The 328-nt window shown below is 64.6% G+C and carries 1 protein-coding gene; it reads right to left on the bottom strand.

Features of this window, described 5'->3' with window-relative positions; genetic code table 11:
• The coding region (locus SB772_RS39685; protein WP_410838478.1) for a S1C family serine protease at positions 1 to 328 on the bottom strand (328 nt) is incomplete at both ends.

Below are 328 nucleotides of genomic sequence, written 5' to 3'. Positions count from 1 at the left end.
GGGGGCGCGAACTGGAAACCTTGGCCGCCTCCCTGGGAGTTATCGGTTCCGTTCTGCGGCGCTGCCGAAGAGGCCACGCTGATGGTCCGGTTCAAGGTGGAGACGATGCCGTCGGTTACCGTTCCGGTGAGGCCCAACGGTGCACCGATTGCGACGGCGGTGTCCCCCACGTTGACCTTCGATGAGTCACCCAGTGCGGCGGGTACCAAACCGGAGCCGTCGACTTTGATAACAGCCAGGTCCGACAACGGATCGGTGCCCACCACAGTGCCCTTGAGCCCCTTCCCGTCGCTCGTCCGAACTTCAATGGCTGCGTTGGAGGCCGCGC

Origin of the sequence: Paraburkholderia sp. SIMBA_030 (genome assembly GCF_046535245.1) — a bacterium.
Taxonomy (GTDB): Bacteria; Pseudomonadota; Gammaproteobacteria; order Burkholderiales; family Burkholderiaceae; genus Paraburkholderia.
Note: the sequence above shows the minus strand (reverse complement) of the source record. Positions and strands in the feature narration are given on the sequence as shown.